Origin of the sequence: Nocardia puris (assembly GCF_003315035.1) — a bacterium.
In the GTDB taxonomy this organism is placed as follows: domain Bacteria; phylum Actinomycetota; class Actinomycetes; order Mycobacteriales; family Mycobacteriaceae; genus Nocardia; species Nocardia puris.
The window spans coordinates 544,728-566,883 of the sequence record NZ_QNRE01000002.1 but is presented as its reverse complement, the minus strand read 5'-3'; the positions used below and the strand labels follow the sequence as shown (position 1 = coordinate 566,883).

Sequence of the window (22,156 nt, the reverse complement as noted above, 5' to 3'; positions counted from 1 at the left end):
ATTACCACCGGCGTCCTCGGTGCGTGGTGCCGAGATTGTCCCGCAGGCCCGGTGCTGCGCGTGGTGCGGTCGGCCCCAACTGGGCTCCTGCACGATGTCGCCGAGGCCGGCTCCACCTCGACACGCTGCTGATCCGGACGGTGGACCACCCTCGCCGCACGTTCCTGTCGGCGTCGTTCTCTGCCGGTGCCCTTCTCCGACGCGGCGGGGCAGGTACCGAGTCCGGTAGATCCTCGGGCATCGGCGGGTCAGGTTGACGATCTGTCCTCAGCGTCCTAAGCACACAGGAGGCCGCCGGGTTCCAGCGTGCGGCGGTTCCGGTCGGCTCGAGGAGGGTGCGCGATGGTTCGGATTCGACAGGGCTCGGTCGCGAGCCGGACACGCTGGGCGGCAGCGGGATTCGTGTTCTCGACCCTGCTCGCCGGATGCGGGACCGACACCGGGGACGCCGCGCCACCGGCCGCCGTCACCGTGCGCGTCGACTACGGCGCCGATCCCGACACCTACGGCATCCTGCACGTCCCCGGCGGCGCGGGACCGCATCCCGTCGTGGTCCTCGTACACGGCGGCGGCTGGCGCGAGGACCACGACGTCACCACCTTCGAACCTCTCGCCCGCTCGTTGGCCGACCGCGAGGTCGCGGTGTGGAATATCGAATACCGGCGCGTCGGCGGCACCGGCGGCTGGCCCGTCACCCTCGCCGACGCCGACAACGCCACCGAAGCGCTCACCGGCCCCGTGCAGGACGCCGCCGGTGGACGCCTCGACCTCGACCGCGTTCACCTCGCCGGTCACTCCGCCGGCGGGCACCTGGCCGCCTGGATCGCCGGCCGACACACCCTGCCCGCCGACGTCCCCGGCGCGCAACCGCAGGTCCGGCCGCGCAGCGCCACCATCATGGCCGGCGTGTTCGACCTGTCCCTCGCCGCGACCGACGGGCACGACGCGTTCGTCCGCGGCCTGCTCGGCGGCACCCCCGACGAACAACCCGATCGGTACGCCATCGCCTCACCCATCGAGCACCTGCCGATCGGACTATCGGTGGTGGCCGTGCACGGGAGCGCCGACACTGTGGTCGACCCACGCCAGTCCCGCGACTACGTCGCCGCCGCCGAACGGGCAGGCGATCCGGCACGCCTCCAGATTCTCGACGGTGCGGGGCACGCGGAATTCGGGGACGCGGCGTCGCACAGTTGGACGGCGGCGCGGGAGATCATCCTCGGGCACGTACGCGAGAGTCGCTGAGGGGCCTCAGTTTTCGATTCGATTGGTCTTCAGGCGCGCGGTTGCAGGGGCGGCCTCCCGCCCGAACACCGCCCCGGCGATGAGCTGTGGCGTTCCGCCAGGCGGACGGCGGCGGCGAGTCGGCCTCCCGGCGCGCTCGCTTCGGCAGGTTCTCCGTACACGTCGCGTCAGCGCTCGCGCCCCGCGCACAGCGTCACGACGGGCATGGGCAGCCGGGCGCGCGGGTGGGGCGACGAGGCCACAACGGCCGGGTCAACCTGTGCGGCGTCGCCACCAACGGCGTTGCGGTGGTTCGGGTTTCGGAGACGCGGATGTTCCCTCCCCAGCCGATGCCTCCCGTCCGCCCAGCGGTCGTGCCGACGGCCGACCAAACGAACCGGGCCGCCGACGCGACAGCACGTCCTCCACGTTCACCGGCGCCAGCGGGACCTGCGGTGGGGTCGGGGTGCGCAGCCAGGCGACGATCCGGCGGTTCAGATCCGAGACCGCCGCGCGGATCTCGGCCTCACTGTCGAGTTCGGCGGCGGTCTCGTGAATCCGCTCCACGTCCCGGCGCAGCACCAGCGACTCCGGCAGCATCCCGTCGGCCGGCACGCCCTCGCGGCGCAGGTAGTCCCGCAACCACCAGTTCTCGTCCACCTGCGTGCCCGCACCCGGAATCGGTTGCCCCGCACCGCGCAGGCCCTCGAACTCCCCGCGCTCGGTCGCTTCCCGGATCTGCCGGTCGATCCACGACTCGAAGGTCTGATCCGGCGGTTTGCGCTCGGTCATACCACCAGATTACGGACCGACTACCGGTCGACCCGCTGCTTCGCGTCCGCGGGTGGTGCGGGCAGGCGCAGACGTTTCAACGACAGGGCGTTGAGGGCGACGATGATGCTCGACCCCGACATCGACATCGCCGCGATCTCCGGCCGCAACGTCAGCCCGAACGCCGGCTGGAACACACCGGCCGCGATCGGCAGGGCGAGGGTGTTGTAGCCGACCGCCCACGCCAGATTCTGATGCATCTTGCGCAGCGTGCCACGCCCGATCCGCAGCGCCGTCGGTACATCCAGCGGATCGGACCGCATCAGCACCACGTCGGCGGTCTCGATCGCCACATCCGCGCCCGCGCCGATCGCGATACCCAGGTCGGCCGTCGCCAGCGCGGGCGCGTCGTTCACGCCGTCACCCACCATCGCGACTTTCCCGCCGGCGGACTGCAACTCGGCGATCCGCACCGCCTTGTCCCCCGGCAACACCTCCGCGATCACCGTGTCGATGCCCAGATCGGCGGCGATCCGCTCCGCCGTCGCGCGGTTGTCGCCGGTGAGCATCACCACCCGCGCGCCGAGTTCGTGCAGGGCGTCGATCGCGGCCCGCGAGGTCGGGCGCGGCGCGTCGGCGAGCGCGAACACCGCCACCGCCCGCCCGTCGACAGCGGCCAGTACGGCGGTGCGGCCCGTCGAGACCAGCTGATCCCGTTGCGCCGCAAGCGGACCCGCGTCCACGCCCTCGCGCTCCAGCAGGCGGAGATTGCCGACCGCGACCCGGTGGCCGTCCACCTCCGCCACCGCGCCGTGCCCCGGCACATTCTCGAAACCGCTCGCCGAGCCCACCGCCACCCCGCGATCCTTCGCGTAACGCACGATCGCCTCGGCTAGCGGATGCTCCGACTCCACCTCCACCGCCGCCACCAGACCCAGCACGTCGGTCTCCGAAACATCCCGCGCGAACGCGGTTTCGGCGACCTCCGGTTCGCCCTTGGTCAGGGTGCCGGTCTTGTCCAGCACCACCGTGTCCACTCGCGCCGCCGACTCCAACGCCAGCGCGTTCTTGAACAACACGCCCCGGCGCGCGCCCAGACCCGTGCCCACCATGATCGCCGTCGGCGTCGCCAGACCCAGCGCGTCGGGGCAGGTGATCACCACCACCGTGATCGCGAACAACATCGCCCTGCTGAACGACGCCCCCGCCAGCAACCACACCGCCAACGTCAGCGCGCCACCCGCCAGCGCCACCAGCACCAGCCAGAACGCCGCCCGGTCGGCCAGCTGCTGACCCGGCGCCTTCGAATTCTGCGCCTGCTGCACCAGATCCACGATCTGCGCCAGCGCCGTGTCCGCACCCACCTTCGTCGCCCGCACCCGCAGCACGCCGTTGGTGTTCACGGTCGCGCCGATCACCGTCGCGCCGGGGCCCTTGTGCACCGGCAGGCTCTCTCCGGTGACCATCGACTCGTCGACCTCGCTGCTGCCCTCGAGCACCACACCGTCGGCCGCGATCTTCGCGCCCGGACGCACCAGCAGCACATCGCCCACCGCCACCTCGGCGGTCGGCACCTCCACCTCCGCGCCGTCGCGCAACACCACCGCCCGCGGCGGCGCCAGATCCAGCAGCGTGTGGATCGCGTCGTTCGCCCCGCCCCGCGCCCGCATCTCCACCCAGTGCCCCAGCAGCACGAACGTCGCCAGCATCGTCGACGCCTCGTAGAACACCTCCCCGCCGCCGGTCAGCGTGATCGCCAGCGAATACAGCCATCCCGCCCCGATCCCCACCGCCACCAGCACCATCATGTCCAGCGTCCGCGCCCGCAACGCCCGCACCGCGCCCGTGAAGAAGATCGTGGACGAATAGAAGATCACCGGCAGGCTCAACACCAGCGCCCACACGTCCTCCCGCAGGCCGAACGGGGTCGGCACATGCCAGCCGAACAGGTGCGTGGCCATCGGTGACCACAGCATCACCAGCAGCGAGAAGACGGCGGCGACGAGGAAGCGGTTCCGCATGTCGGTGGCCATGTGGGACATGGACATTCCGGCGTGGGCCGTGTGGGGTGCGTCCGCCGAGGCGGAGGCCGAGTGCGGTGTGTGCGGGGAGACGTCCGCGTGGGTCGCGTGCTTCCCATGACCGGAACCGCCCACGTGCGGGGAGCGCTTCCCACGGGGCGGGTCTTCCGAGTGCGCCCCTCGCGCCGAGTAGTCTGCGTGTTTCCCGTCGATGGAGTCCGGCAACGGGGTGACATTCCCGGCGTCATCGGGGCGAGCGTGATCCGCGTGTGGGACGGAGCGCTCTACGGCATCGGTGCCGTGGGCGCTCGATCGCGCACGCGAATGTGGGCGGTCGTCGGTGAGCGCACGGTCCGCGGAACCCAACACCCCCGGCTCCCCCAACGGATCACACAAATGCCGGGGCACCGAACGCCCCGCGCAGTGATACCCGCACTCCCGCACCCACTCCCGCAACTCGGCGACCGACGTCCGCTCCGGGTCGTAAACCACCGTCGCCGTCTGCGCCACCGCATTCGCCGACACCGTGACCACCCCGGGCCTGCGCCCCAACGCCGCCTGCACCACATGCACCGACGTCCCCCGCAACAACCCGCCCACATCGAGCACCACCGTGCGACCCCCGGCAACCACCCTCTCGTCCATCCACCTACTCCTCACCGAGGCGCCTCGTAGATCGTTCGACGGTGTGCACCACCGACGGGCCTCGCAACCCAGAGCACACTATACCCCTGACGGGTATCGATCCGCGCTCGTCGCACCGCCGGCGACCAGGCCGGTGAGGCGGACGGTGCTGCCGGTCTCCTCGAGGGTTTCCCGAACGGCCGTGTGGCTCGGCGATTCTCCCGGATCGTGGGCGCCGCCCGGCATCGACCGATTGCCGTTGTCGGAGCGGCGGATGAGCAGGACCGCGCCCTCGCGCTCGACGAAGGCACCCGCGCTCGGGCGAACGCTGTTGGCGGCCGGGGCGTTCGGGTCCCGGTGGTAGTCGATCCGGCGTCCCATCGGGCCAGGATACTGGTGGTGGCGGGGCGACCTACAGCGCGAATGTGAGGCGGGACGGGGTCAGGTAGTCGGTGGGGTCGTGCATGAGGCGGAGGTCGGGGCGGGAAGAGGTGGGGAGGCGGGCGAGTTCGGTGTGGAGCGGGGTGTCGTAGGCGGCGGCGCTGGAGGTGAGGCCGGGGAGCCAGTTGTCGTGGTGGCCGGGGACGAAGACGGTGGGGGCGAGGGATTCGAGGTAGGTGCGGGGGTCGCGCAGGCCGTTGGTGAGCTGGTTGTAGCCCTGGATCGCGCCGAGGTGGACGTGCGTGGTGGGCAGGGCGGCCAGGGTGTTGAAGAGGTCGGGCGCCTTCTCGGTGAGGGGGCCGGAGGAGTCGTGCCAGGTGAGCGCGAAACCCGGTGTGCGGAACTGATAGAGCAGGACGCCGCCTTCCGGGTCGAGCAGGCGGGGCACCGTTTCGCGGAGGTGGGTGAGGGTCGGTGGGTGCCGCAGGATCGGGCCGAGTTGGGGGCGCGGGAAGAAGCGTGGGGCGGGGTCGTTCTCGTCGGCGGGGGTACGCGCCGAGTGAAGGTGGCGGATCGCGGTCACCTCGACCGAGCCGACCGTGAAGTCTTCGCGTGCGCCGACCGGCGTGGTCGAATCACCGTGCGCCACCGTCGGAAACGACGCGTTCGGTACTTGGCCGCGGATCGCCGCGCAGTGCTCGGCCGTGCCGTGCACGGTGGCACCTGACGCCTCGGCGATCGTCCCCGCGTCGCCCGCGTGATCGAAATGTCCGTGGCCGATGAAGATCGCCTCCGGCCGCAAGTCCACCAGGTCCTGCGGCGTCGCGGGCACGTATCCGGAACTGGTCACGCGCGGCACCCACGCGTCCAGCAGGAACACCGACCCCGCGAACGCCATCGCGTACGTCGTGCACCCCACCCACGACAGCACCACCCGGTCGGGCCGCACCGCGCCCGTGTCGGGGTCGGCCGCGTCCCCGAAGAACCGGCGCCGTACCGCGATCGCCCGCGCCGACCCCGCCTCCGGCGGCGCGGTGAGCGGTGGAACGGCTCCGAACACGCCGCGAAGACCCGAGATCAGCGAACCTGGACGCACAGTGCACACCCGACGAACCACACCACGGAATCACCGGCACGGCAAGACCTGTACTGCTCGCCGAGGGTGGGCGCTCCGCACCCACCCTCCTCACGGCGCGAGGGTGCTCAACCGCTGCACGCGGTGCAATCCCGCATGGACTACCACCGCGACCTGAATCTCACGGCCCGTCAGCCGCGCGCAGTCGAACGCGCCCGCAGCCTGGGATCGACCCCCGGTGCTCCTTGCCCGAGCCAGGCGAAAACGTCATCGCCCCGGCGAATTCCGACCCTCAGAGCCGAATACCCAGCAACCCGTCGATCGCCGTCGCGATCAACCCGGGCGCCCCCGCATCCGACCCACCGTACGTGAGCGCCTGATCGGCCCAATTGTCGAGGGCCGCAACAGCTTTCGGTGTATCGAGATCATCGGCCAGGTGCTGGCGCAGCCGCGCGACGGTGTCCTCGGCCGACGGCCCCGACGCCAGCGCGGTCGCCGACCGCCACCGGTCCAGACGCCCCACGGCCTCGCCGAGCACCGCGTCGGTCCACATGCGGTCCTGCCGGTAGTGCCCCGACAGCAGCGCCAGCCGGATCGCGGACGGGTCCACCCCCGACCGCCGCAACACCGACACGAACACCAGGTTGCCGCGCGACTTCGACATCTTCTCGCCGTCCAGCCCGATCAGGCCGGTGTGGACGTAGTGGCGGGCGAAGCGGCGCCCCGCGATCAGGGACTCCGCGTGCGCGGCGGAGTACTCGTGGTGCGGGTAGATCAGATCACTGCCGCCGCCCTGGATGTCGAACTCCGCGCCCAGACGGTTCAACGCGATCGCCGAACACTCGATGTGCCAGCCCGGACGGCCCGCGCCGAACGGCGACGGCCACGAGGGCTCCCCGGGACGCGCCGCCCGCCACAGCAGCGCGTCGATGCTGTCGCGCTTACCGGGACGGTCCGGGTCGCCGCCGCGTTCGGCGAACAACCGCTCCATCGTCGCCCGGTCGTAGCCGGACTCGTAACCGAACTGCTCGGTCGCGTCGGACCGGAAGTACACGTCCGGGTACTCGGCGTCCTCCACCACGTACGCCGCGCCGGAAGCCAGCAACTTCTCGACGAACTCGACGACCTCGTCCACCGACTCGACCGCGCCCACGTACTCGCGCGGCGGCGCGACGCGCAGCGCGGCCATGTCCTCGCGGAACAACTCGATCTCCCGGTCACCGAGGTCGCGCCAGTCGATCCCGTCGCGCTCGGCGCGTTCGAACAGCGGATCGTCGACGTCGGTGACGTTCTGCACGTAGTGCACCTCGTGCCCGGCGTCGCGCCACAGCCGGTTGACCAGGTCGAAGGTCAGGTAGGTGGCGGCGTGGCCCAGGTGGGTGGCGTCGTAGGGGGTGATGCCGCAGACGTACATGGTGGCGGTGGCGCCCGGCGTCACCGGACGGACCCGGCGATCCGCGGTGTCGTACAACCGCAACGGTGGCCCTGCTCCGGGAACGGTCGGGATGGCGGTTTCGGACCAACACTGCATGATTCGAGGGTAGAGGTGTGGTCGCCGTCATGGCCGCCCACCCCGGTCGCCCGTCCGGGACACACCCCCGGCACCCCCTTTGTGAACAGCCACAATGGGACTCCGACGGGAAGTCAACCGTTTAGCTCTCATCGACGCGAGTGCCAGCTCGAATCGAACCGGGCGTCAGCGTTCATCGCCCGCAAGCACCCCGCGCCGATCATGGTCGCCGAACCTGCGCCACAACATCACTCGCCCCCGCACGAATCCCCTAGAACGCCGGCCAGGGAATCGGCCGCGACGACCGCGGCAACGGCATCACCGGAGTATCCAGCAACTCCTTGGCGCGCGCCGCCAGCGCGTCGATCTCGGCGTCGGTGATGTGGTCGGCCAGCGCGTCCGCCGGGGCGCCCGGCAACTCCGCCGCGAACGCCGCCACATCGGCGACCAACCCGTCCGGGACCGGCTGTCCCGCCCACCCCCACAGCACCGTGCGCAACTTCGGCTGCTCGTGCAGGCAGATGCCGTGATCCACGCCGTAGACCTGGCCGTCGGTGCCCTCGAGCGCGTGCCCGCCCTTGCGGTCGGCGTTATTGAGCAGCACGTCCAGCACCGCCATGCGTTGCAGGCGCGGATCGTCGGCGTGGATGAGCGACACCTCCTCGCCGGCGGCGTCGGTGGCGCGCAGCACCTCGCGGAAACCGTCGGGGACCGCGCCCGGCGGGCACAGATCCACCAGATCGAGCCGGTTGCCGCGCTCGGTGTGGTTGTCGACCGACGTCACCCACCGCTGCACCATCCCGGGCCCGAACGGGCCCTCGCGCAGGATCGTCTCCGGAATCACGTGCCAGCCCAACGCTTCCGACACCAGATACGACGCCACTTCGCGCCCCGCGAGCGTGCCGTCGGGAAAATCCCACAGGGGACGCTCGCCGCGCACCGGCTTGTAGACCACCCGCAGCGGGGCGTCGCCGTTCGCGTCGATATCGCACACCAACGTGACATTGCTGGCGGTCGACACCCGCCCGATGACGGTCAGCTCACCGTCGTGGAATCCGTCGCCCGCCCGCGCCACGCATCACTCCTCTAGTTCGGCCGCGCCGAAGATGTCCCCGCGCTTGTAGCCGTTGGTCCGCACACACATGTGCCCCCGCGCCGAGAGCGGTTCCCCGCACAGCGGACACGGCGGGCGGCCCGCCGCGATCACCCGCGCCGAGCGCAGCGCGAACTCGCGCGCCTGGATCGGGGTGAGGAACACCCGCACCGCGTCGGGGCCCTCCTCGGTGTCGTCGAGCACCACCGACTCGTCGACCTCGGTCTCGGTGATGGCCAGCAGCTCCACCACCACCGCGCCCGCATCGGCGTCCCAGCCCAGCCCCATGGTGCCGACCCGGAATTCGGCGTCGATCGGCGTCACCAGCGGCGCGACGTCGTTGACGTCCTCGGCCTGCGGCGGCACCTGCGCGCCGAACCGGCGGGCGACCTCGTCCAGCAGCAGACCCATACGGTCGGCCAGCACCTTGACCTGCTGCTTCTCCAGCAGCACACTCACCACCCGCGGCTGCTGCACGGCTTGCAGATAGAACGCGCGATCGCCCGGCTCACCGACGGTCCCGGCGACGAAACGATCGGGGGTGCGAAATACATGGATTGCTCGTGCCATCTGCACCTCCTGATACCTGACCCTGATCGACCCTGCGCGGCGCCGGACTCCCGGACCGCCGTCTCCTCCACTTACAAGGAATCGCGGCGCTCCGCATTCCCATTATCCGCGTCACCGGCGACCTCGCCGCCCGGGATCGGACCCGAGGACGCGGCCCCGGGACGGTCCTCGGCGTTCGGCGGGGTCAGCGCGGCGAGCGCGCCCAGGTCGGTGCCGGTGTCGTTGAGCCGCCACACATAGGGCGCGGTCGGGGTGTAGCGGACGACGCTGATCGAGGCCGGTTCGGCGACGATGCGCTGGAAGCCGTCGAGGTGGATGCCGAAGGCGTCGGCCAGGACGGACTTGATCACGTCACCGTGCGTGCACGCCACCCACAGCGCGTCGCCGCCGTACTCCTCGCCGAGGACCCGATCGTGCTCGCGGATCGCGGCGACGGCGCGGGCCTGCACCTGCGCCAGCCCTTCCCCGGACGGGAACACCGCGCCCGAGGCGTGCCGCTGCACGACCTTCCACAGCGGTTCCTCGAGCAGTTCGGCGATGGGGCGGCCGGTCCAGTCGCCGTAGTCGACCTCGAGCAGGCGCTCGTCGTGGTCCGGTTCCAGGCCCAGTTTCTCGGCCAGTGGCGCCACCGTGCGCTGGCAGCGCAGCAGCGGCGAGGACACGATCCGCCGGATCGGGAGCACCGCGAGTCGTTCGGCCACCGCGCGCGCCTGTTCGGCGCCGCGTTCGGTCAGGTCGACGCCGGTACTGCGCCCGGCGAGGGTGCGGGCCGTGTTCGACGTCGAAACGCCGTGCCGCAGCAGGATCACCGTCATGCGGCCAGCCTAATGAGCGCCGCGCCCGCCCTCATGTGGCCGACACCACTCCGCCGGCGAGCAGGCCCATGATCACCAGGCCCAGCACGATGCGGTAGCCGACGAACCAGTTCAGCGAATGTTTGGCCACGAACTTCAGCAGCCACGCCACCGAGGCGTAGCCGACGACGAACGAGACCAGCGTCGCGACCAGCAGCTGCGGCCCGGAGGCGTTGAGTCCCTCACCGGCCGGTTCGAACGCGTCGGGCAGGCTGAACAGGCCCGACGCCGTCACGGCGGGGATGGCGAGCAGGAACGAGAACCGCACCGCCGCCTCGCGCTCGAGACCCAGGAACAGGCCGGCCGAGGACGTCGCCCCCGACCGCGACACGCCCGGAATCAGCGCGAGGCACTGCGCCAGGCCCATGATGATGCCGTCGCGGGTGGTGAGCTGCTCGATCGGGCGGGCCTTGGCGCCGTAGTACTCGGCGGCCGCGATGACCAGCGCGAACGCGATCAGCATGAACGACACCAGCCACAGGTTGCGGGCCACCGTGCGGATCTCGTCCTTGAACAGGAACCCGAGCACACCGATCGGGATGGTGCCGATGATCACATACCAGCCGATGCGGTAGTCCAGGTCGCGCTGGGCGTCCGGATCGGGGCCGTAGGGGGCCGAGCCGGTGACGACCGGCAACTTCGTGGTGACCTGGTCGTGGATCGGCACCGGCTGCTTGCTGCGGGCGCTCAGGCGCAGCGCGATCCCGGCGAACCACGCCTTGACGATCCGCACGATGTCCTTGGCGAAGTACACCAGCACGGCGGCCTCGGTGCCGAGCTGGGTGACCGCGGTGAACGAGGCGCCCGCGTCCTCACCGAAGAACACCGAGGACACGATGCGCAGGTGACCGGACGAGGAGACCGGCAGGAACTCCGTCAGCCCTTGCACAAGACCGAGGACCAGCGCCTGCACCCAGGTCATCGACTCGCCCACGCAACCTCCTCGTCCGCTGCCCGAAAGATCAATTCCTACTGGGCAATTGGTCCAGCACCGGCGCCGGAGGGGTCCCGGCGCCGCAATACCGCAGCGACAGTACCCGTTCCCGCGCGCCCGAGCGCGCCCGGCCGCCGCCGCTCCGAGACCGCGCGGCCGCCTGAGTACGGCATCGGGGCGAGGAACCGCGGATGCCGCCGGAGCGTGTGCGGCCGCGCCACCGCCTCAGTTGTGCGGCCGCGCCACTGCCTCAATACTGCACGGCCGGAACGTAGGCTTGGCGCCGTGACGAAAGCGGGGATGCGGTGATGGAACAGCGGACGGTCGGCCGCAGCGGGCTTCGGGTGTCGCGGATGGGACTGGCGACCCATACCTGGGGTTCGCATACCGACCCCGACGACGCCCGGTCGCAGCTGGAGGCGTTCGTCGACGCGGGCGGCACCCTGGTCGACACCTCCCCCGCCTACACCGGTGGCACGGCCCAGCGCATCCTCGCCGACCTGCTCGGCGACCTGGTCTCGCGCGACGACCTGGTGCTCAGCGGCTGCTCGGGCATCTTCCCGCGCCCCGCCCCGCCCGAGGTGCCCGGCCCGGCGCACGACGAGATCGACACCTCGCGGCGCAGCCTGCTGCGCCAGCTCGACCGCACGCTGCTCGAGCTCGGCACCGACCACCTCGACATCTGGCACGTCGCGGCGTGGGACGCGCGCACCCCGCTCGACGAGGTCGCCGCCGCTCTAGAACACGCCGTGCGCTCCGGCAAGACCCGCTACGCGGGCGTGCGGGGGTTCAACCCGTGGCAGCTGGCCAGCCTCGCCGCCATCACCACGGTCACCGCCGCGCAGACCCCGTACTCGCTGCTGGCGCGCGGCGCCGAAGCCGACTTCGCGCCCGCCGCGTCTCACCACGGGGTGGGCCTGGTCGCGTCGGCGCCGCTGGCGGGCGGCATCCTCACCGGCAAATACCGCAACGGTGTGCCCGCCGATTCGCGCGGCGCCGACGAGGCCACCGCCGCCGAGATCCGCCACCGCCTCGACGACCGCGCCACCCGCGTGGTGGACGCGCTGGTCACCGCCGCCGACGGACTGGGCACCTCGCCGCTGGCAGTGGCGCTGGCCTGGATCCGGGATCGGCCCGGTGTGGCGAGCATGTTCGTCGGGGCCCGCGACATCGGCCAGCTCACCGGGGTGCTCGCCGCCGAGACCCTGGAACTGCCGCGCGCCATCGCCGCCGCCCTCGACGACGTGAGCGCGCGCACGGAATGAGCCCGACCGCGTGTGCGGGCCGCCTATTAGGCTTGCCTGCATGAGCATCCTCCCCGGTGTCCGATCCGCGGTGCTGCGCTGCGTGCTCGCCGCGCTCGCCCTGGTCCTGTGCGTGGGAGTCACCGCGTGCGGTGGTGGCGACGACGCGGGCGCCGCGCAGCCGCACGGCCCGAGCACCGCGCGGGTGGACGATCTCGACCCGGTCCCGATCGGGCCCGCGCCCACGCCGGTGCTGCCCGCGACCGTGCGCTCCTTCGACGGCGGCGACGTGACGGTCACCTCCGCCGACCGCATCATCGCCTCCGACCGCTACGGCACCCTGGCCCAGATCGTGTGGGCGCTCGGCCTGGGCGACAACCTCGTCGGCCGCTCCACCTCGGCGTCGTTCCCCGCCGTGCGCGAGGTCCCGAACGTCGCGGGCGGCAACGGCGCCCTCAATATCGAATCCATCCTGGCGCTGCGCCCGACCGTGTTCCTCACCGACACCACCACCGCCGCGCCCGCCGTGCGCGAACAGCTCAGCGCCGCCGGCGTCACCGTCGTCTACTTCGATCCGGAACGCACCATGGAAGGTGTGGTGCCCCAAATCGAGGCGGTCGCCGCCGCGCTCGGCGTCCCCGACGCCGGCCGCGCGCTGGGTGAGCGCACCCGCGCCGAGATCGACGCCGCCTCCGCCGGCGTCCCCGCGCACGGCGAACGCCCCCGCATCGCGTTCCTCTACCTGCGCAGCGCCGCCATCACCATGCTCGCCGGGCCCGGTTCCGGCGCCGACGCGCTGATCGCCGCGATCGGCGGCGAGGACGCCGGCACCGCCGCCGGGCTCACCGAGCCCTTCACCGCCATCACCAGCGAAGCCATGATCACCGCCGCACCCGACGTGCTGCTGGTCATGACCGACGGTCTGGACTCCCTCGGCGGCCTCGACGGGCTGCTGAAGGTGCCCGGCATCGCGCAGACCCCGGCGGGCCGAAACCAGCGCGTGGTCGACATGTCCGACGCGGTGATCCTGAGCTTCGGCCCGAACACGGGCCGGGTCATCGCGGCGCTCGGCGAGGCCGTCCACGGCACCGCATGACCGAGCCACGCACCGACGCGCCCGCGGTCGTCGTCACCCCGGTGCCGAGCGGGCGCAGCCGCTCCCGGGTCTCGCTCACCTTCGTCGTCGCCCTCGGGGCGCTGGTGATCCTCGCGCTGGCCTCCGCCGCGATCGGGCAAGTGCCCACCACGCCCGCCGAGGTCGCGGGCAGCGTGTTCCACAAGATCGGGCTCGACTGGGGGTCGCTGCCCGCCCACCCCGCCGGGGAGGTGACGCTGTGGGAGGTGCGGTTCCCGCGCGTCATCCTGGCGATGCTGGTCGGGGCCGCGCTCGCGACAGCGGGTGCATTGTTGCAGGGAGTGTTCGCCAACCCGCTCGCCGAACCCGGTGTGATCGGGGTGTCGGCCGGGGCGGCCGTCGGGGCGGGCACGGTGATCGTGGTCGGTGGCGCGTTCGTCGCGGCCTGGTCGGTGGCGGCCGCCGCGTTCGTCGCCGGGTTGATCACCACGGCACTGGTGTATGTGCTGGCGCGGTCCAACGGGCGCACCGAGGTGGTGACGCTGGTGCTGACGGGTGTCGCGATCAACGCGTTCGCGGGTGGGTTGATCGCGTTCCTGCTGTTCGTCGCCTCCCCCGCCGCGCGCGACCAGATCGTGTTCTGGCAGCTGGGCAGTCTCAACGGCGCCACCTGGGACGCCGTCGGCGTGGTCGCCTCGCTGGCCGCGCTCGGGGTGGCGGCGGCCGTGCTGGTCTCGCCGCGGCTGGACCTGCTGGCGCTGGGCGAATCGGCGGCCCGCCACCTCGGCGTCGACGTGGAACGGTTGCGGCGCAACGTCATCGTCATCGTGGCCGTGCTCACCACCGCCGGGGTCGCGTTCACCGGCATCATCCTGTTCGTCGGCCTCATCGTCCCGCACCTGGTGCGCATGATCGTCGGCCCCGGCCACCGGGTGCTCATCCCGCTCAGCGCCATCGTGGGCGCGGTCGTGCTGCTCGCCGCCGACGTCGCCGCCCGCTCCCTCGTCGACAACGCCGACCTCCCCCTCGGCATGCTCACCTCCCTCATCGGCGGGCCGTTCTTCTTCTGGATGCTGCGCCGCACGCGCGCCCGAGCGGGAGGGTGGGGATGAAAGACGGTGTGAGCGGGTTGCGGCAGGGGTTGGAGTCGATGCTCGGGCGCGCGCACGAGCTGCCGGTGCGGCCCGAACGCGGCACCGAGACGTTGCGTGCGCGGAGTGTGAGCGTGGTGCGGTCCGGGGCGCGGAAGGTGCTGGACGGCATCGACTTCCATGTGGCAGCCGGTGAAGTCGTCGCGCTGGTCGGGCCCAACGGCGCGGGCAAGTCCACGCTGCTGGCCGCCCTCGCCGGGGAGGTCCCGCTCAGCGAGGGGGTGGTGGAACTCGACGGACGCGACCTCGCGCACTGGAGCACCCTCGACATGGCGCGCAGGCGGGCCGTGCTCCCGCAGAGCCACACCGTCGGATTCCCGTTCACCGCCCGCGAAGTCGTCGCCATGGGGCGCGCGCCCTGGGCGCGGACCGAGCGCGGCGACCGCGACGACGAACTCGTCGGGAAAGCCATGGCGCTCGCCGACGTCACCCACCTGGCCGCCCGCTCCTTCCCCACCCTCTCCGGCGGTGAACGTGCCCGCGTCGCCCTGGCCCGCGTCCTGGCCCAGGACACCGCCACCCTGCTGCTCGACGAACCCACCGCCGCCCTCGACCTCGGCCACCAGGAATCGGTGCTGCGCCTGGCCGCCGAGCGCGCCACCGCCGGCGCGGCGGTCGTCGTGGTCCTGCACGACCTCGGCTTGGCCGCCGCCTACGCCGACCGCGTCGCCGTCCTCGACGAAGGCCGCCTCGCCGCCGACGGCTCACCTCGCAAGGTGCTCACCACCGACTTGCTCACCCGCGTCTACCAGCATCCGGTCGAAGTCCTCGACCACCCGGTGACGGGCGCGCAATTGGTGCTGCCGGTCCGCCGCTGAAAACCGTTGGGGTGCAGGGACTTCCGGTCTTACTTCAACGCCGCTTCCGCAAGGTCCGGGAAGGCCGCGAACTCCGCCCGCTGTTCCTCGGTCGGCAACTCCTCCGGCACGGTGATCGCCTTACAGCCCCGTCGATCATCAGTCGCCTCATACAAAGGGTCAGCGCTGGCGTGCCTCGAGGTAGTGCGTGCGCTCGTCGGGGTCGAGGTGCTCGACGGCGTAGCGCAGGGCTGTGCGTGGCATGGTGGCGGCGTGGCGGTCGAGGAAGGCGCGCAGGCCGTCGAGGTCGTGTTTGCCCGCCTCGCGCACCCAGCCGCCGACCGCTTTCTGCACGTACTCGTCGGGATCGTCGGCGAGCAGGTCGGCCAGGGCGAACGTGTCCGACACGTCACCGGACTTGATGAAGTACCAGGTGGCGGTGATGGCGGTGCGGCGGCGCCACGGGTCCGGTGAGGCGGCGAGCTCGTAGAGCAGGGTGCGCGGACGGTCCGCGAGGTAGCGCCCGACCACGTGCGGCGCGGCGCGGTCGACCAGGTCCCAGGTGTCGATCCGGTCGTGCCGGTCGAGGTACAGCTCGAACAGCGCCCGGCGCTCGTCCTCGGAGGTGCCGCGCTGCCGCGCCCGGAAGTCCATGATGCTGACCGCGCCCACGCGCGCCGCGTGGGCGTCCTCGTCCAGCAGCAGCGCGACCTGGTCCACCGGCATCGCCGTGTACGTCTTGGCGAGCGCGAAGATCTTCCCCATCGGCAGCCGGTCCTCGTGGCCAGCGACCACCGGCGCCAACTCGGCCAGAAACGCTGAGGCGGTGAGCATCACGACCTCTCCTCTCGGAACGAGCCGATCGCGCAACGAGACCGGCGTCTCGATCATGCCCGACGGCACGGTCAGGCGCGCCCCGCCACGTCGACCAGCAACCCGCCCTGCCACAACACCCGCACCAGAGCGTTCACCACCCACAGCGCGAAGAACACCACCCCCGCCGCCGGCGACACCGCCTCGGCCCACAGCAGCGCCCCGCCGCCGAACCAGATCACCTCGAGCGCGACGCGCCACCACCCCGCCAACCGGAAACGGGCGTCGGCGGCCGCGCCGAACAACGCCCACATCAGCACGAACAGCAGGGGCGTGAGCACCCCGGCCGCGATCCGCACCGGCCAGCCCGCCGACAGCGTGAAACCCCAATACCCCGCGCCGATCACCACGCCGAGCTCCAGCAGGAACATCAATCCCAGGTTCGCCCCGGTCACCGCGCGCCGCACGCCCTCACCTCCACACGAGCTTCAGCACCGCGGGCGTGAGCAGCATCCGGATGACCGTCGCGTCGATGATCAGCGCCGCGATCATGCCGTAGGCGATGTATTTCATCAGCACCAGATCCGAGAACCCGAACGCGCCCGTCACCACGATCAGGATCGCCGCGGCCGAGGTGATGACGCCGCCGGTGTGGGCGATGCCGTACCGGATCGCCTCCGGCGCGTCCGCCCCCGCCGCGCGCGCCTCCGCCACCCGGGAGAGCAGGAACACCTCGTAGTCGGTGGAGAGCCCGAACACCACGGTCACGATCAGCGCCAGCACCGCGAACATCAAAGGGCCGGGCGTGAATTGGAAGATCTCCGACCCGTGCCCCTGCACGAAGATCCAGGTCAGGATGCCCAGCGTCGACAACAGGCTCAGCGCGCTCATCACCACGGCCTTCACCGCCAGCACCACCGACCGGAACGCCACGATCATCACAATCAGCGCCGTGCCGATCAGAATCGCCAGCAGCAGCGGCAATCCCGCGAGCAGCCCGTTGATGCTGTCGCGCTCGAGCGCCGGCACCCCCGCCACCATCACCCGCACCCCCGGCGGTTCCGGAATGGCGCGCAGCGCGGCGATCACGTCGTCGGCGTCGCGTTTGTCGACCAGCCCGGCGCTGAGCACGTTCACGCCGTCCTTGGTCGCCGACGCGGGCTCGAATCGCCCGGTGAGCCCCGGCACCTGGTTCGCCTCGTGCCGGATGTCGCCGAGCTGCTGCGAATCCGCGCCCACCACAACAAGTTTCAACGGCTCGGTACGGAAACTCGGGAACAGCGCGTCGAAATCCTCCTGCGCCACCCGCGCCGGACTGTCGCTCGCCAGATACTTCTCGCTGATCCCGCCGAACTCGATGTGGCGCATGGGAATCGCCAGCGCCAGCAGCGCCAGCACGATCGGCACCGCCACCAGCAGCGGCCGCCGCATCGCGAACAGCGCCAGCCGGGAGAAGAAGCCCGCGTCGATCTGTTCCTCGGTCTTGGTGCGGGAGAAGCGCTTCCAGCCCAAGAAGTCGATCCGCCGCCCCACGATCGCCAGCGCGGCGGGCAGCGCCGTCACCGACAGCAACGCCGCCAGCATCACCGAACTGATCCCGCCGTAGGGCACCGAGCGCAGCACGCCGTTCGGGAAGATGAACAGCGCGCCGAGGCTCACCGCGATGATCGTCGCGGAGAACAACACGGTGCGGCCCGCCGTGGCCACTGTGCGCGCCACCGCGTCCTCCACGTCGCGGCCCGCGGCCAGCTCCTCCCGGAACCGGGTCACCGTGAACAGGCCGTAGTCGATCGCCAAACCCAGTGAGACCAGCGTCATCACCGCGTTGGCGAAGACGTTCACCTCGATGTGGTCGGTGAGCTCGCGCAACATGCCCTGGGTGCCGAGGATCGTCATCCCGCCGATCAGCACCGGCAGCAACGCGCCGATCACCCCGCCGAACACGAAATACAGCAGCACCGCCACGATCGGCAGCGCGATCAGCTCCGCCCGGTGGATGTCGTCCTGCATGCCGGTGTTGATGCCCTCGACGATCGGCTGCAACCCGGCCAGCTGGACCGTCGTGCCGCCCGGACCCCCGCCCTCGGCACCCGCGCCCAGCGCGTCCTTGATCGCGAGGTAGTTCTCGACGGTCACCGTGCCGCCGTCGCCCTGCAGGCCGACGCTGGCGAAGGCGTGCTTCTTCTCGGCGTCGGCCGCGTTCGCGGTGAACGGGCTGTCCCAGTAGCTGTCGATCTTGAGAATGCGATCCGGATAGCGTTCCAGCAGGTCGGCGAGCTGCCCGGTGACCGCGTCCCGCACCTGCGGATCGTCCACGGTGTGCCCGTCGGGGGCGGTGTAGAGCAGGATCAGGTCGCTGTCGGTGTCGCGCCCGAAGGTGGCGTCGGCCAGTTCGGACGCCACCACCGACTCACTGGTCTCGTGGAACCAGCCCTCCTGGGAGAGCCGGTCCATCAGATCGCGGCCGTACCAGCCCGACAGCAGCACGGCGAACACGAACACGCCGAGCACGAGATAGCGGTGCCGGTAGACGAACCGTCCCCACCGCAGGGAACCGGAATGCAGCATCGACCGCGATCACCCGCACGCGGGGGTGCGGTAGTCGGCCGAGCGCAGGATGCCGCACAGATCGGTGCGCGAGATCTTCCAGCGGCCGTCCAGGTAGATGAAGTGCACCACCGTGGTGCGCACCGCGGTGCCCGAACCGTCCTTGTCCAGCCGCATGGTCGCGGTGAGCGTGCCGTCGCGGTTGTCGAACACCGGATCGGTCACGCCGTAGACGGCGCGCGGATTGTCCTGCAACGCCCGGTACATGTCGGGGATGGCGTCTTTGAACGCCTCGCCGTCCTCGATGAGCGCGGTGCGCTCGCTGTCGGGCAGCGCCGGGTCCAGCGCCCGCTTGATCTGCGCGTCCAGTTCGGCGGCGGTGGGCAGCGGGCGATTCACGATCTCGCTCGACGTGGCCGCCGCCGAGGACGACAGCTCAGCCAGCGCCTTGGAACGGGCCGCCTCGACCTCGGCGTCGTCGGGGCCCGAACTACACGCGGCCACCGCGACGACGGCCAGGCAGGTCGCGGCGCCGAGCGCGATTCGCGAAATTCGTGTGGAATGCATCACTACCTACATACCACCTACATGCCGTCCAGCGCGGAACTGATCCGCCCCAGCAGCGCCCGCACCGTCGTGACATCCCGGTCGGCCGCCGATTCCACCGGCACCGCGTCGGGGATCATGTCGCGCACCAGCGCCACCACGCTGCGCTCGTCGTCGAGATCCACATCGGTGACGCGCACCTCCGCCACCGCGACCACGTCCTCGGGGCCCGGCACGTCGGTGTCCAGGTCGGCGCGGTAGATCTCCAGCGTCAGGGTGGAGCGGACGGTGCGGAACGCGTACGGCCTGCCGTCGGCGGTGGTGCCGAATCCGTGAGCGAACGGACCAACGGTGATGTCGTCGATGGCAAACCCCGATGGATGGTCGGCTTTCAACCGGAACTCCCTGCGTTGGACGTCTTCCTGTACACCGTAACCCCCAACGGTGACGTTCCGGCGTCGCCGCCACCCCGGTCGGCCGGGGCGAGGGACGGTCATGGTCAGATGGTGGGGTCGCGTTGACCCGTCAGAGAAGGAGTTCGGTGGTGCGCCCTCGGGGCTCGGTGATCTCGGCGCTGGTGGGTGTGACCGTCGCGGCGCTGCTGTCCGGATGCGGTGCCGACGACGACGTCCCGAACGTCGCGACCCGCGAACCCGCCGTCGCGGCCGTCGCGCCCGCACCGGCCGCCGCCCCCGCGGGCGAGGTGCTGGGCGTCGCCGTTCCGGTGCGCGCGCTGCTCGCCGAATCCGAAACGGGACGACTCGCCGCCCTCACCGACACCACGCTCACGCTCATCGATCCGGCCGCACCCGCCGACGCCCGCACCGTCACCCTGCCCGGCCCCGGCGCGAGCCTGGCCCAGGGCGCGCCCGGCGAAATCCTCGTCGCCACACCGCAACGCATCGTCCGCGTCGACGTCGCCCGCGCCGAAGCCACCGAGATCCCCGCCGACGGCGACGTCCGCACCGTGCGCCGCCGCGACGACGGCAGCTACGTCCTCGGCACCGCCGACGGCAAGGTCCGCCTCGTCTCGGCCACCGGCGAAACCCTCGACACCGTAGGCGGTCTCGTCTCCGCCGACGTGGTCGCGCTCACCGCCGACCGAATCGCCGTGCTGGACCGCCGCCAGACCTCGATCACCGAGATCGACCCCGCCAAGGACTCCCTCGGCCTGGCCCTGCGCGCGGGCGACGGCGCCACGAACATGATCTCCGATCACTTCGGCCGCGTGCTCGTCACCGACACCGCGGGCGGCGAACTGCTCGTCTACACGACCGGACCGCTCGTCCTGCGCCAGCGTTTCCCGGTAGGATCGTCGCCTTACGCACTGGCCTACGACCCGCGGTCCGAGACCGTGTGGGTCACGTGCACGCAGAGCAACGAGGTGGTCGGATTCGATCTGTCGGCGGGTATACCGGAGGAAGTGGGACGCCATCCCACCGTCCGGCAGCCCGATGCGGTGACCGTCGACGAGCGCACCGGGGACCTGTTCGTGGGATCCGCGACCGGGGACGGTGTGCAGCGGATTCCCGCGGACCAGCTGAAGAGAGGGCAGTGATGGCGCAGAAGAGTTCCCGCGCGGCGTTACCGGCCGGCTGGGAGACCAGCGGTGACGACTACGAGTACATACCGCTGCGGCTGCCCAAGGACGTCACCCGCGTGACCGCGTCCATGCGCCTGGCCATCCAGGCCGAATTCGGCGGGTGGGAACTGTCGCGCGTGCGCGCCTACACCGACGGCAGCCGCAAAGTCCTGCTGCGCCGCCGCAAGCACGCCCTACTACCCCAGCCCGAACCGGGGATGTGACGCGACCGATGTACGCACTGCTGCTGCGCCTGATGTTCCTGGTGCCGCCGGAACGAATCCACCACTGGGCCTTCACCGCCATGCGCCTGGCCGCCCGCTTCGCCCCCGCCCGGTGGGCGCTGAACAAGCTGGCCGCCGAGGACCCGATCCTGCGCAACACCGCCTTCGGCGTGGAGTTCCCGGCCCCGCTCGGGCTGGCCGCCGGATTCGACAAGAACGCCGACGGCGCCGACGTGTGGGGACCGTTCGGGTTCGGATTCGCCGAGATCGGCACCGTCACCGCCCAGGCCCAGCCCGGCAACCCGGCCCCGCGCCTGTTCCGGCTGCCCGCCGACCGCGCGCTCATCAACCGCATGGGCTTCAACAACCACGGCGCCGCGGCCGCCGCCGCCCAACTGCGCGCCCGGCGCTCCACCGTGCCGATCGGCGCCAATATCGGCAAGACCAAGGTCGTGGAACCGGCCGACGCCGCCTCCGACTACGCCACCAGCGCCGCCCTGCTCGGGCCGCTCGCCGATTTCGTCGTGGTCAACGTCAGCTCCCCCAACACCCCCGGCCTGCGCGACCTGCAGGCCGTCGAATCGCTGCGCCCCCTGCTGCGTGCCGTGCTCGACACCGTCGAGGTGCCGGTGCTGGTGAAGATCGCCCCCGACCTGTCCGACGACGACATCGACGCCGTCGCCGACCTCGCCGTGGAACTGGGCCTGGCGGGCATCGTCGCCACCAACACCACCATCCGCCGCGACGGTCTGCGCACCGACGCCGCCGAGGTGGCCGCCATGGGCGCGGGCGGACTGTCCGGTCCCCCGGTCGCCGCCCGCTCCCTCGAGGTGCTGCGCCGCCTCTACCGGCGCGTCGGCGACCGCCTGGTGCTGATCTCCGTCGGCGGGATCGAAACCCCCGAACAGGCCTTCGAACGCATCCTCGCCGGCGCCACCCTCCTGCAGGGCTACACCGGCTTCATCTACGGCGGCCCGTTCTGGACCGGCAAGATCCACCGCGGCCTGGCCCGGCTGCTGCGCGAGCACGGCTACACCTCGATCGCCGAGGCGGTCGGTGCGGAGAACGTCGCCAGGACCTGAAATCCCTTGGGGCGCAGGGCTGGTGCGCCCGGATCGAC

At 71.3% G+C, this 22,156-nt stretch carries 22 protein-coding genes; 8 read left to right on the top strand and 14 right to left on the bottom strand.

The annotated features are described in order from the left end of the window. The first annotated feature begins 342 nt into the window (after positions 1 to 342). The gene (locus DFR74_RS08255; RefSeq protein ID WP_084537177.1) at positions 343 to 1,245 is read left to right on the top strand and encodes an alpha/beta hydrolase family protein; all 903 of its coding nucleotides are present in this window, start codon (positions 343 to 345) and stop codon (positions 1,243 to 1,245) included. A 252-nt stretch (positions 1,246 to 1,497) separates the two neighbouring features. Here DFR74_RS08255 and DFR74_RS08250 read toward each other — a convergent pair whose 3' ends face one another. From DFR74_RS08250 to DFR74_RS08210, 9 genes are all read right to left on the bottom strand, one after another. Continuing rightward, positions 1,498 to 2,016, bottom strand: a complete 519-nt coding sequence (locus DFR74_RS08250) for a DnaJ family domain-containing protein (protein ID WP_067501330.1) — start codon at positions 2,014 to 2,016, stop codon at positions 1,498 to 1,500. A gap of 20 nt (positions 2,017 to 2,036) precedes the next feature. Beyond that, positions 2,037 to 4,661, bottom strand: a complete 2,625-nt coding sequence (locus DFR74_RS08245) for a heavy metal translocating P-type ATPase (protein WP_084537179.1) — start codon at positions 4,659 to 4,661, stop codon at positions 2,037 to 2,039. A 78-nt stretch (positions 4,662 to 4,739) separates the two neighbouring features. Next, positions 4,740 to 5,021 (bottom strand): NUDIX hydrolase, encoded by a 282-nt coding sequence (locus DFR74_RS08240; protein WP_067501332.1) that lies wholly within the window; start codon positions 5,019 to 5,021, stop codon positions 4,740 to 4,742. A gap of 31 nt (positions 5,022 to 5,052) precedes the next feature. Beyond that, positions 5,053 to 6,117: an MBL fold metallo-hydrolase gene (locus tag DFR74_RS08235; protein ID WP_232331567.1), complete on the bottom strand. Its 1,065-nt coding sequence runs from the start codon at positions 6,115 to 6,117 to the stop codon at positions 5,053 to 5,055. A gap of 271 nt (positions 6,118 to 6,388) precedes the next feature. After that, positions 6,389 to 7,627 (bottom strand): cysteine--1-D-myo-inosityl 2-amino-2-deoxy-alpha-D-glucopyranoside ligase, encoded by a 1,239-nt coding sequence (mshC, locus tag DFR74_RS08230; RefSeq protein WP_067501338.1) that lies wholly within the window; start codon positions 7,625 to 7,627, stop codon positions 6,389 to 6,391. Positions 7,628 to 7,877: 250 nt separating this feature from the next. After that, positions 7,878 to 8,681, bottom strand: coding sequence for an SCO1664 family protein (locus DFR74_RS08225; protein WP_067501340.1), 804 nt, complete (start codon positions 8,679 to 8,681; stop codon positions 7,878 to 7,880). A 3-nt stretch (positions 8,682 to 8,684) separates the two neighbouring features. Beyond that, positions 8,685 to 9,269: a DUF3090 domain-containing protein gene (locus tag DFR74_RS08220; RefSeq protein WP_067501342.1), complete on the bottom strand. Its 585-nt coding sequence runs from the start codon at positions 9,267 to 9,269 to the stop codon at positions 8,685 to 8,687. A gap of 71 nt (positions 9,270 to 9,340) precedes the next feature. Beyond that, positions 9,341 to 10,084 (bottom strand): histidine phosphatase family protein, encoded by a 744-nt coding sequence (locus DFR74_RS08215; protein ID WP_067501343.1) that lies wholly within the window; start codon positions 10,082 to 10,084, stop codon positions 9,341 to 9,343. A 31-nt stretch (positions 10,085 to 10,115) separates the two neighbouring features. Then, positions 10,116 to 11,057 (bottom strand): undecaprenyl-diphosphate phosphatase, encoded by a 942-nt coding sequence (locus DFR74_RS08210; RefSeq protein WP_067501345.1) that lies wholly within the window; start codon positions 11,055 to 11,057, stop codon positions 10,116 to 10,118. Positions 11,058 to 11,365: 308 nt separating this feature from the next. On the opposite strand from DFR74_RS08210, the gene DFR74_RS08205 reads away from it, so the two are divergent. Genes DFR74_RS08205 through DFR74_RS08190 form a run of 4 tightly spaced genes read left to right on the top strand, consistent with a single transcriptional unit; the run spans position 11,366 to position 15,345 of the window. After that, positions 11,366 to 12,322 (top strand): aldo/keto reductase, encoded by a 957-nt coding sequence (locus DFR74_RS08205; RefSeq protein ID WP_067501349.1) that lies wholly within the window; start codon positions 11,366 to 11,368, stop codon positions 12,320 to 12,322. Between the two features lie 40 nt (positions 12,323 to 12,362). Further along, complete coding sequence (locus DFR74_RS08200; protein WP_067501350.1) at positions 12,363 to 13,397, top strand: heme/hemin ABC transporter substrate-binding protein; 1,035 nt, start codon at positions 12,363 to 12,365, stop codon at positions 13,395 to 13,397. Continuing rightward, positions 13,394 to 14,488, top strand: a complete 1,095-nt coding sequence (locus tag DFR74_RS08195; protein ID WP_084537181.1) for a FecCD family ABC transporter permease — start codon at positions 13,394 to 13,396, stop codon at positions 14,486 to 14,488. Before DFR74_RS08200 ends, DFR74_RS08195 begins: the two co-directional genes overlap by 4 nt. Further along, the gene (locus tag DFR74_RS08190; RefSeq protein WP_067501353.1) at positions 14,485 to 15,345 is read left to right on the top strand and encodes a heme ABC transporter ATP-binding protein; all 861 of its coding nucleotides are present in this window, start codon (positions 14,485 to 14,487) and stop codon (positions 15,343 to 15,345) included. Before DFR74_RS08195 ends, DFR74_RS08190 begins: the two co-directional genes overlap by 4 nt. Before the next feature lie 159 nt (positions 15,346 to 15,504). Here DFR74_RS08190 and DFR74_RS08185 read toward each other — a convergent pair whose 3' ends face one another. The 5 genes from DFR74_RS08185 to DFR74_RS08165 form a co-directional block, all read right to left on the bottom strand. Further along, positions 15,505 to 16,158, bottom strand: a complete 654-nt coding sequence (locus DFR74_RS08185) for a DNA alkylation repair protein (protein WP_170160718.1) — start codon at positions 16,156 to 16,158, stop codon at positions 15,505 to 15,507. A 71-nt stretch (positions 16,159 to 16,229) separates the two neighbouring features. Continuing rightward, a complete protein-coding gene (locus DFR74_RS08180) occupies positions 16,230 to 16,604 on the bottom strand; it encodes a YrdB family protein (protein WP_198161643.1) in 375 nt (124 codons plus the stop codon). 4 nt (positions 16,605 to 16,608) lie between these two features. Next, entirely contained in the window at positions 16,609 to 18,705 is a 2,097-nt protein-coding gene (locus tag DFR74_RS08175) for an MMPL family transporter (protein ID WP_067501359.1), read from the bottom strand. A 9-nt stretch (positions 18,706 to 18,714) separates the two neighbouring features. Beyond that, on the bottom strand, positions 18,715 to 19,251 hold the full coding sequence (locus DFR74_RS08170) for a hypothetical protein (protein WP_067501362.1): 537 nt from the start codon (positions 19,249 to 19,251) through the stop codon (positions 18,715 to 18,717). A 17-nt stretch (positions 19,252 to 19,268) separates the two neighbouring features. Then, positions 19,269 to 19,625 carry a hypothetical protein gene (locus DFR74_RS08165; RefSeq protein ID WP_067501365.1) on the bottom strand — a complete coding sequence of 119 codons (357 nt, stop codon included), beginning with the start codon at positions 19,623 to 19,625 and terminating at the stop codon, positions 19,269 to 19,271. A 146-nt stretch (positions 19,626 to 19,771) separates the two neighbouring features. Here DFR74_RS08165 and DFR74_RS08160 point away from each other — a divergent pair, with 146 nt between their 5' ends. From DFR74_RS08160 to DFR74_RS08150, 3 genes are read left to right on the top strand one after another with little or no spacing between them, the layout of a single operon-like run. Further along, complete coding sequence (locus DFR74_RS08160) at positions 19,772 to 20,788, top strand: YncE family protein (RefSeq protein WP_232331569.1); 1,017 nt, start codon at positions 19,772 to 19,774, stop codon at positions 20,786 to 20,788. Next, positions 20,788 to 21,036, top strand: coding sequence for a DUF5703 family protein (locus tag DFR74_RS08155; protein WP_067501371.1), 249 nt, complete (start codon positions 20,788 to 20,790; stop codon positions 21,034 to 21,036). The genes DFR74_RS08160 and DFR74_RS08155 overlap by 1 nt, the downstream gene beginning before the upstream one ends. 8 nt (positions 21,037 to 21,044) lie before the next feature. Beyond that, entirely contained in the window at positions 21,045 to 22,118 is a 1,074-nt protein-coding gene (locus tag DFR74_RS08150; RefSeq protein ID WP_067501374.1) for a quinone-dependent dihydroorotate dehydrogenase, read from the top strand. Positions 22,119 to 22,156 lie beyond the last annotated feature (38 nt).